This is a genomic window from uncultured Caulobacter sp. (genome assembly GCF_947036865.1).
Taxonomy (GTDB): Bacteria; Pseudomonadota; Alphaproteobacteria; order Caulobacterales; family Caulobacteraceae; genus Caulobacter.
Map to the genome: position 1 here is coordinate 1 of NZ_CAMQSF010000077.1, position 8,988 is coordinate 8,988.

The window sequence follows — 8,988 nt, forward strand, 5'->3', positions numbered from 1 at the left end:
TCTGGTTCTTCGGTCACCCGGAAGTGTACATCCTGATCCTGCCGGGCTTCGGCATCATCAGCCACATCGTCTCGACCTTCTCCAAGAAGCCGGTGTTCGGCTACCTGGCGATGGCCTACGCGATGGTCGCCATCGGCTTCGTCGGCTTCGTCGTGTGGGCGCACCACATGTACACGGTCGGCATGAGCATCAACCTGCGCGCCTATTTCGTGGCCGCCACGATGATCATCGCCGTCCCGACCGGCGTGAAGATCTTCAGCTGGATCGCCACGATGTGGGGCGGCTCGCTGGACTTCAAGACGCCGATGCTGTGGGCGATCGGCTTCATCTTCCTGTTCACGGTCGGCGGCGTCACCGGCGTCGTCCTGTCGAACGCCGGCATCGACTACAGCCTGCACGACACCTACTACGTGGTGGCCCACTTCCACTACGTGCTGTCGCTGGGCGCCGTCTTCGCCATCTTCGCGGGCTTCTACTACTGGTTCGAGAAGATGTGGGGCGTGAAGTACAACGAGTTCCTCGGCTGCCTGCACTTCTGGATCATGTTCGTCGGCGTGAACCTGATCTTCTTCCCGCAGCACTTCCTGGGCCTGCAGGGCATGCCGCGCCGCTATGTCGACTATCCGGTCGCCTTCGAGAAGTGGAACTACATCTCGTCGGTGGGCTACGCGATCACCGTGGTCGGCGTCGCGGTCTTCCTGATCGTCCTGATCGAAGCCGCCGTCCGCCGCCGCAAGGCCGAGGCCAATCCGTGGGGCGAAGGCGCCACCACGCTGGAATGGACCCTGTCCTCGCCGCCGCCGTTCCACCAGTTCAGCGAACCGCCGGTGATCAAGGCGGACGACCACCACTAAAGACCGCCTTCGGGTTGATCTGAAGCAAAAGGGGGCGCGGTCGGGATCCTTAAGGGTCCGGGCCGCGCCCTTCGCCCATTCAAGACCGATATATTTCCCTCGATGTCGAAGACCCTCGCCATGACCCCGGAGACCGTGTCCGTCGACACGACAGAGACCGCTCGCTGGCAGGACTATTTCCAGCTGATGAAGCCGCGCGTGATGTCGCTGGTGGTTTTCACCGGCCTGACGGGCCTTCTGGCCGCCCGCGCGCCGATCCACCCGTTCCTCGGCGCGATCGCGGTGCTGTGCATCGCCGTCGGGGCCGGGGCCTCGGGGGCGCTGAACATGTGGTACGACGCCGACATCGACCGCCAGATGCGCCGCACGCGCGGCCGGCCGGTGCCCTCGGGCAAGGTCAAGGGCGAGGAGGCCGCCGCCCTGGGCGTGGTGCTCGGCCTGCTGTCGGTGATGTTCCTGGGCTTCGCGATCAACTGGTTCGCGGCGGGTCTCCTGGCCTTCACCATCGTCTTCTACGCCGTGGTCTACACGATGTGGCTCAAGCGCTGGACGGCGCAGAACATCGTCATCGGCGGCCTGGCCGGCGCCCTGCCTCCCGCCATCGGCTGGGCGGCGGCCACCGGTCACGCGCCGCTGAACGCCTGGCTGATGGTGGCGATCATCTTCTTCTGGACCCCGCCGCACTTCTGGGCGCTGTCGCTGTATGTCACCACCGACTACGCCAAGGCCGGCGTGCCGATGCTGCCGGTGGTCAAGGGCGCCAAGGAGACGCGCAAGCAGATCCTGATCTACAGCCTGATCCTGATCCCGATCTGCCTGTCGCCGGTGCTGACGGGCCTGGGCGGCCCGCTCTATCTGGCGGTGGCGGCCCTGGGCGGGGCGGTGTTCCTGATCCTGGCGGCCCGCGTGTTCGCCAGCAAGGCCGGCGACGCGGCCGATCCGCGCGTGGCGGACCGCGCCCTCTACGACGTCACCGAGGACGAAAAGGCCGCCGGGTCCAAGGCCGCGCGCAATCTGTTCGCGTTCTCGATCCTCTATCTCTTCGCCCTGTTCGCCGCCCTGCTGGGCGAGGCGGTCACGGGCCTGCATCCGCTGGAGCTCTTGAAGTGAATCCGCCCCTAGACAAGGACGCGGCCCAAGCGGCGGCCCAAGCGGCCGCCAAGAAGGCCCGCGACGGCCGCAACATCGCGCTGGGCCTGGGCCTCGTGGCGTTCGTCATCCTGGTGTTCGTGGTGACCCTGGTGAGGCTTGGCGGCAATGTCGCGCACCCCCATTGAGACCCAGGACCGCAAGCCGGCCGACGCCGCGCGCCGCAACCGCAAGGTCGCGCTGATCTGCGTCGCGGCCTTCTTCGGCATGGTCGGCGCGGCCTATGCCGCCGTGCCGCTGTACAAGCTCTTTTGCCAGGCCACCGGCTTCGACGGCACGGTGCGCAAGGCGGCCGCCAAGCCGACCCGGATCCTGGATCGCAAGGTCACCATCCGCTTCGACGCCAATATCCGCGAGCTGCCCTGGCAGTTCCGCTCGATGCAGGCCAGCCAGGACGTGCGCATCGGCGAGACGGGCCTGGCCTTCTTCAAGGTCACCAACCCGACCGACAAGCCGCAGACGGGCCGCGCGCTCTACAACGTGGTGCCGGAATCGGCGGGGCCGTACTTCCAGAAACTGGAGTGCTTCTGCTTCTCCAGCCAGACGATCCAGCCGCACCAGACGGTCGAGTTCCCGGTCGTCTATTTCGTCGATCCCCAGTTCGCGGACGACCCGGAGACCAAGGGCAAGAGCGAGATCACGCTCAGCTACACGTTCTTCCCGGCTGTCGACGACGGAAAGACCGCCAAAGGCGGCGCTCCGGCGCCGGCTCGTATCGTGGAACCCCTTGGCGGCGCACCGTCGAGAGGGCTATAGCGTTCACAACGATCCCGGCGCGGGGGACCAGCGACCGGGCTCAGAGGGATATAAGGGTTAGCAGCAACATGGCCGGCGCCGTCAAACACGACTACCACATCCTTCCGCCCAGCCCGTGGCCCTTCGTGGGCTCGGCCGCCGCGACCGTCATGGCGATCGGCCTCATCGGCTGGATCAAGGGCGGCGTCTTCGGCATCGAGAAGGGCAACTGGGCCATCTTCGCCGCCGGGATCGCGGGCGTGCTCTACACCATGTTCGGCTGGTGGTCGGACGTGGCCAAGGAAGCCCGCGCCGGCGACCACACCCCGGTCGTCTCGATCGGCCTGCGCTACGGCATGATCCTGTTCATCGCCTCGGAAGTGATGTTCTTCGTGGCGTGGTTCTGGATGTTCTTCGAGATGGCGCTGTTCCATCACCACCGGACCCTGTCCTCGATCGAGGAAGTCCGCACCGCCTGGGCCACCTGGCCGCCGGCCGGCGTCGAGACCGTCTCGCCCTGGCACCTGCCGCTGGTCAACACCCTGACCCTGCTGCTGTCGGGCACGACCGTGACCTGGGCCCACCACGCCCTGCAGGTCGGCGACCGCAAGGGCGCCAAGTGGGGTCTGATCCTGACCATCCTGCTCGGCGCGCTGTTCACGACCATTCAGGTCTACGAGTACAGCCACATCAATCACGAGCACCTGTTCTACTCGGAAGCGGCCGCCAATTCGGGCCTCTACGGCTCGACCTTCTTCCTGGCCACCGGCTTCCACGGCTTCCACGTGTTCGTCGGCACGATCTTCCTGATCGTCTGCCTGATCCGCCTGATGAACGGGGCCTTCACGCCGCAGAAGCACTTCGGCTTCGAAGCCGCCGCCTGGTACTGGCACTTCGTGGACGTGGTCTGGCTGTTCCTGTTCGCCTTCATCTACGTGATCTTCGGGGCCTCGCCCCACTAAGATCCTCGGATCCCAGGGGCCCGGAGCGCCGACCAGCGTTCCGGGCCTTTTTCGTTTGAGGGCGGTGGGGTCGCCCTCGTCCTTCGACAGGCTCAGGATGAGGGCTATCGTCGACACAGTAGAAATCCTCACCTTGAGCTTGTCGAAAGGCGGGGATTTCGGGCCAAAGGTTCCAATGACCCACGTGAACCCCTACGCCGCCGGCGCGCGCGGCCTCTGCCCCCACTGCGGCGAAGGCCATCTGTTCGAGGGCTTCCTGAAGGTGCAGCCCTTCTGCGAGGCCTGCGGCTTCGAGCTCGGCAAGTACGAGACCGGCGACGGCGCGGCGACCTTCGTGATCCTGATCGCCGGGACGATCTGCGCGTTCGGGGCGCTGTTCTCGATGTTCGCCTGGAACTGGCCGGTCTGGCTGCTGCTGGTCGTCTGGCTGCCTGCCGTGCTGGTCATCACCCTGGGCCTGATGCGGCCGGCCAAGGGGCTGATGGTCGCCGCCCAGGTCGCGCAGAAGGCCTCCGAGGCGGGACGCGGCGATGTCTGAGATCGCGCCGAGGAAAGCCGGCTTCCCCGTCGGCCTGACGATCGCCACGGCGATCGCCTTCGTCCTCCTCTGCGGGCTCGGGACCTGGCAGGTCCAGCGCCTGCACTGGAAGGAGGGCCTGCTGGCCCGGATCGAGAAGCTGAAGACCGCGCCCGCCCTGCCGCTGGTCCAGGTGCTGACCGCTCAGACCAAGCCGGAGGACCTGGCCTGGACCCGGGTCAGCGTCGACTGCGGCGACGTCGCCAGCCCGCCGCTGCCCCTGGTCTATGGCGTGCGGGAGGGCGACGTGATCTGGCGCGCCCAGGCCCCCTGCGCGATCCTGGCGGGCCCCTATGACATGATCCTGGTCGATCGCGGCCTCGTGCCCGGCCTGACGGGCCAGGTGTCGCCGCCGGCCCGGGCGTTCGACGCGCCCCGGCGGGTGGTCGGCGTCCTGACGCCGATCGCGCAGCTGGGCGGCGACCGCGCCGAGGTGCTGAAACGCTTCCCCGGCCGCAAGCCCGCGCCGCTGGTGCTGATGGCCGAGCAGGAAACGCCCGCCGCGGCGGGCCTCACGCCCGCGCCGCTGCCGGTAGAAATTTCCAATCGGCACCTCGAATATGCCCTGACGTGGTTCGGTCTTGCCGTAACCCTGCTGTTTATCTATGCCGCCATGCTCTGGCGGAGATTGAAATCCTGATGCGCTACGTGTCGACCCGCGGCCAGGCCGCGCCCATCGGCTTTCTGGATGCGGTGCTGGCCGGCCTCGCGCCCGACGGCGGCCTCTATGTCCCGTCGGAATGGCCGAGCTTCACGGCCGCCGAGATCGCCGCCTTCGCCGGCAAGCCCTATGCCGAGGTCGCCGCCGCCGTGGTCGGCAAGTTCGTCGGCGACGACATTCCGCCGGCCGATCTCCTGGCCATGTGCGAGGAGGCCTACGCCACCTTCGCCCACACCGCCGTCGTCCCGCTGAAGCAGCTGACGGCGAGCCGCTACCTGCTGGAGCTGTTCCACGGTCCGACCCTGGCCTTCAAGGACGTGGCGATGCAGCTGCTGGGGCGGCTCTACGACTACGTGCTCGAGCGCCAGTCGCGGAAGATGACGATCATCTGCGCCACCTCGGGCGACACCGGCGGCGCGGCGGTCGAGGCCTTCCGGGGCCGCAGGAACGCCCGCATCGTCGCCCTCTTCCCCGAGGGCCGGATCAGCGCGGTGCAGCGCCGGTTCATGACCACGGCGACCGACGCCAATGTCGCCTGCATCTCGGTGCTGGGCTCGTTCGACGACTGCCAGCACATCGTCAAACAGGCCTTCCAGGACGACCAGTTCCGCCACGCGGTGGACCTTTCGGGCGTCAACTCGATCAACTGGGCGCGGATCGCGGCCCAGAGCGTCTATTACTTCACCGCCGCCGTGGCCCTGGGCGCGCCGGCGCGCGAGGTCGCCTTCGTGGTGCCGACCGGCAATTTCGGCGACGCCTACGCCGCGTTCGTCGCCAAGAAGCTGGGCCTGCCGATCCATTCGGTGACCGCCGCCACCAATTCCAACGACATCCTGGCCCGCGCCTTCGAGGACGGCCGCTATGCGCGCGGCGCGGTCGCCGCGACCCAGAGCCCGGCCATGGACATCCAGGTCGCCAGCAATTTCGAGCGGCTCTATTTCGAGGCCGTGCGCCGCGACGGCGTCGAGACGGGGCGCGCCTTCCGCGCCTTCGCCGACACGGGCCTCCTGGACATCCCGCCGGGCGGCCACGCCTGGATGCGCGAGCTGTTCCGCGGAGCCTCCGTCAGCGAGGCCGACACCGCCAAGACCATGCTGGCGACGCTGAACGAGACGGGCGAGATCGTCGACCCGCACACGGCCGTGGGCCTGGCGGCGGCGGCCGGGGTCCGGGTCGATCCGTCGATCCCGGTCGTGGTGCTGTCGACCGCCCACCCCGCCAAGTTCCCCGAGGCGGTCGAGGCGGCGACGGGCCTGTCGCCGACCACGCCGCGCGCGACGCCCGACCTTTCCAAGAAGCCGGAAAAGTTCGAGCGGCTGCCCGCCGACGGCGCGGCGGTGAAGGCCTTCGTGCGGACCTTCGCGGCGACCAGCTGAGCGCGGACTGGTCTTTACGGCCGCGAGCGCCTAGATACCGCGCCTCATGACCGCGATCCTCCGCACCCTGCCCAATGGCGTCCGCGTCGTCTGCGACCCCATGCCGGGCCTCGAAACCCTGGCGCTCAGCGTGGTGGCGGGACGCGGCGCGGCCTATGAGGACCCGGCGCGGTCGGGCTGGTCGCACCTCCTGGAGCACATGGTGTTCAAGGGCGCGGGCGGCCGCTCGGCGCGCGACATCGTCGAGGTCATCGAGAGCGGCGGCGGCTCGATCAACGCCGCCACCGGCTATGAGCGCACCAGCTTCCAGGTCCGGGCGCTGAAGGGCGGCCTGGATCTGGGCATGGACGTCATCGCCGACCTGGTGCGCCGCCCGACGCTGGACGCCAGCGATCTGGCCCGCGAGAAGCAGGTCGTCGCCCAGGAGATCGCCGAGGCCGCCGACGCGCCGGACGACTATGTCTTCGACCTGATCCAAGAGGCCAGCTGGGGCGACCATCCGATCGGCCGCCCCATTCTCGGCACCGTCGAGTCGGTCGAGACGGCGACGCCGGCGGCGCTGTCGAGCTGGCGCGAGGCGCTCTACGCCGCCGACCACTTGGTGATCAGCGCCACCGGCGCGGTCGACGAGGCCGAGCTGATGGCGGCCGCCGAGCGCGCCTTCGGCGACCTGCCCGCCACGCCCGGCGCCGAGATCCCGCCGCCCGCGGCCTTCATCGGCGGTCCCCGGACCGAGGCGCGCAAGCTGGAGCAGGCGCATCTCGTCTTCATGCTGCCGGCCTGCGGCTCACGGGACACCGACTATTTCGCCCTGCGGATCTTCGCCGAATGCCTGGGCGGGGGCATGTCGTCGCGGCTATTCCAGGAGGCGCGCGAGAAGCGCGGCCTCGCCTACAATATCGACGCCTATGCCGACACCTATGCCGATCACGGCGCGCTGGGCATCTATGTCGGCTGCGCGGCCGGCGACGCGGTCGAGACCGCCAAGGTCTGCGCCGACGAGGTGGCCAAGCTGGTTTCGCGCATCGAGGACGCCGAGCTGGCGCGCGCCAAGGCCCAGCTGAAGGCCCACATGTTCATGGCGCGCGAGCAGCCGCTGTCGCGCGCCGAGCAGGGCGCCGGCCAGGTGCTGCTGTTCGATCGGCTCTATCCCCCGGCCGAGCTGGCCGCCGAGGTCGACGCGGTGACCCCGGCCGACGTGGCGCGGGTGGGCCAGCGCCTGCTGGCGGGCCGGGCCGCCACCGCCGTGCTGGGCGCCAAGTCGGCCTTGAAGGCCGGCGAGGCGTTCGACAAGGCGTTGTTCGCCGCGCGCTGAGCGTCGGAGGTGGCCGCCGTGATCGCCCTGCCGTCCTTTCTGAAGCCCGGGCCGCGCTTGCGGCTGGAGGGGCGCGCCGTCTATCTGCGGCCGCCCCGCCGAGAGGATCACCGCGCCTGGGCGGCGGTGCGGGCCGGGTCGCGCGACTTTCTGGAGCCGTGGGAGCCGACCTGGCCGGAGAACGATCTGACCCGCGCCGCCTTCCGCGCCCGGCTCGGCGCCTATGCGCGCGAGCTGGAGCTGGGCGAGGCCTATCCGTTCTTCATCTTCCGGCGCCAGGACGACGCACTGGTCGGCGCCATCAGACTGTTTCACGTGCGGCGTGGTGTCGCCCAGACCGGGTCGATCGGCTACTGGATCGGCCGGCCCTACACCCGCCAGGGCTATATGGCCGACGCCGTCCAGACCCTGATCCGGTTCGCGTTCAAGGGCTTGGGACTCCATCGGCTCGAGGCGGCCTGCCAGCCGCACAACCACGCCTCGGCGGCGCTGCTCACCAAATGCGGCTTTTCCGAGGAAGGATATGCGCCGGGTTATTTGAAAATTAACGGCGGTTGGCGAGATCATCGCCTGTTCGGCTTGGTCGCGCCGGAGTAGCGCTGAAGACTAGGCCGAGGTGTGGGACGCGTATGTCTTTCAAGACGGCCGAGCGACGGATCTGGGACACGACCGCCACGCTGGAAGCGTTGGGCGGGGCGGACGTCGCGCTGTGGATCTGGGAGCCCGAAGCCGACCGCCTGCGCCTGAACGGCGCCGCCCGCGCGCTGGGCCTCGGCCCTCTGGCCCCCGACTGTTCTTCCGCCGCCTTCCGCGCCCTGGCCCTGCCGCAGGACCGCGCCCAGGCCGAGGAAGTGCTCAAGGTTCGCGAACCCGGCTGCGAGGTCGTCGCCCGCTTCCGCGTGCGCGGCGGCGAGACCTGCCTGTGGCGGGGAGTCTGGCTGGAGGAAGGCGTGCGCGCGGCCGGCGTGGTCGCGCCCGAAACCAAGTTCTCGGCCTCGGAGCGCTGCGACCTCACGGGGCTTCTGGACCGCCGCAGCTTCATCGCCCGCGCCCGCGAGCGCCTCGCCAGGGAGGGGGCGCACCAGCTGGTGGTGGCCGACCTCGATCGCCTGCGCCGCCTCAACGAGGCCCTGGGCCATGAGCGCGCCGACCTCGTGCTGGCCGCGCTCGGCTCGCGCCTGGCCGCCGCCTTCCCCGCCGACGCCGTGCTGGGCCGGATCGGCGAGGACGAGTTCGCCGTGCTGTGCGAACCCAGGGGCTATGAACCGGCCGAGATGCTGCGCTCGGCCTTGGAACAGCCGCTGCGGGTCGCCGGCTTCGATATCCACCCGACCCTGTCGATCGGCGCGGTCTCGGCCG

11 protein-coding genes are annotated in these 8,988 nt (G+C 69.1%); all 11 read left to right on the forward strand.

What is annotated here, in order from left to right:
- A partial coding sequence (locus tag Q0V34_RS20190; RefSeq protein WP_297516025.1) for a cbb3-type cytochrome c oxidase subunit I occupies nucleotides 1-854 on the forward strand: 854 nt, incomplete at its 5' end.
- A 102-nt stretch (nucleotides 855-956) separates the two neighbouring features.
- A complete protein-coding gene (gene cyoE / locus Q0V34_RS20195; RefSeq protein ID WP_297516028.1) occupies nucleotides 957-1,964 on the forward strand; it encodes a heme o synthase in 1,008 nt (335 codons plus the stop codon).
- Entirely contained in the window at nucleotides 1,961-2,131 is a 171-nt protein-coding gene (locus Q0V34_RS20200; RefSeq protein ID WP_297516031.1) for a hypothetical protein, read from the forward strand. The genes cyoE and Q0V34_RS20200 overlap by 4 nt, the downstream gene beginning before the upstream one ends.
- Entirely contained in the window at nucleotides 2,112-2,759 is a 648-nt protein-coding gene (locus Q0V34_RS20205) for a cytochrome c oxidase assembly protein (RefSeq protein ID WP_297516034.1), read from the forward strand. Before Q0V34_RS20200 ends, Q0V34_RS20205 begins: the two co-directional genes overlap by 20 nt.
- A 68-nt stretch (nucleotides 2,760-2,827) precedes the next feature.
- On the forward strand, nucleotides 2,828-3,700 hold the full coding sequence (locus Q0V34_RS20210) for a cytochrome c oxidase subunit 3 (RefSeq protein WP_297516037.1): 873 nt from the start codon (nucleotides 2,828-2,830) through the stop codon (nucleotides 3,698-3,700).
- A 175-nt stretch (nucleotides 3,701-3,875) separates the two neighbouring features.
- Complete coding sequence (locus tag Q0V34_RS20215) at nucleotides 3,876-4,238, forward strand: DUF983 domain-containing protein (protein ID WP_297516040.1); 363 nt, start codon at nucleotides 3,876-3,878, stop codon at nucleotides 4,236-4,238.
- Complete coding sequence (locus tag Q0V34_RS20220; protein WP_297516043.1) at nucleotides 4,231-4,917, forward strand: SURF1 family protein; 687 nt, start codon at nucleotides 4,231-4,233, stop codon at nucleotides 4,915-4,917. The genes Q0V34_RS20215 and Q0V34_RS20220 overlap by 8 nt, the downstream gene beginning before the upstream one ends.
- Entirely contained in the window at nucleotides 4,917-6,314 is a 1,398-nt protein-coding gene (gene thrC, locus Q0V34_RS20225) for a threonine synthase (RefSeq protein ID WP_297516046.1), read from the forward strand. Before Q0V34_RS20220 ends, thrC begins: the two co-directional genes overlap by 1 nt.
- Nucleotides 6,315-6,360: 46 nt before the next feature.
- Nucleotides 6,361-7,629: a pitrilysin family protein gene (locus Q0V34_RS20230; protein ID WP_297516049.1), complete on the forward strand. Its 1,269-nt coding sequence runs from the start codon at nucleotides 6,361-6,363 to the stop codon at nucleotides 7,627-7,629.
- 18 nt (nucleotides 7,630-7,647) lie between these two features.
- Nucleotides 7,648-8,226 carry a GNAT family protein gene (locus Q0V34_RS20235; RefSeq protein ID WP_297516055.1) on the forward strand — a complete coding sequence of 193 codons (579 nt, stop codon included), beginning with the start codon at nucleotides 7,648-7,650 and terminating at the stop codon, nucleotides 8,224-8,226.
- A 32-nt stretch (nucleotides 8,227-8,258) separates the two neighbouring features.
- On the forward strand, nucleotides 8,259-8,988 hold a 730-nt coding region (locus Q0V34_RS20240), incomplete at its 3' end, for a diguanylate cyclase (RefSeq protein ID WP_297516052.1).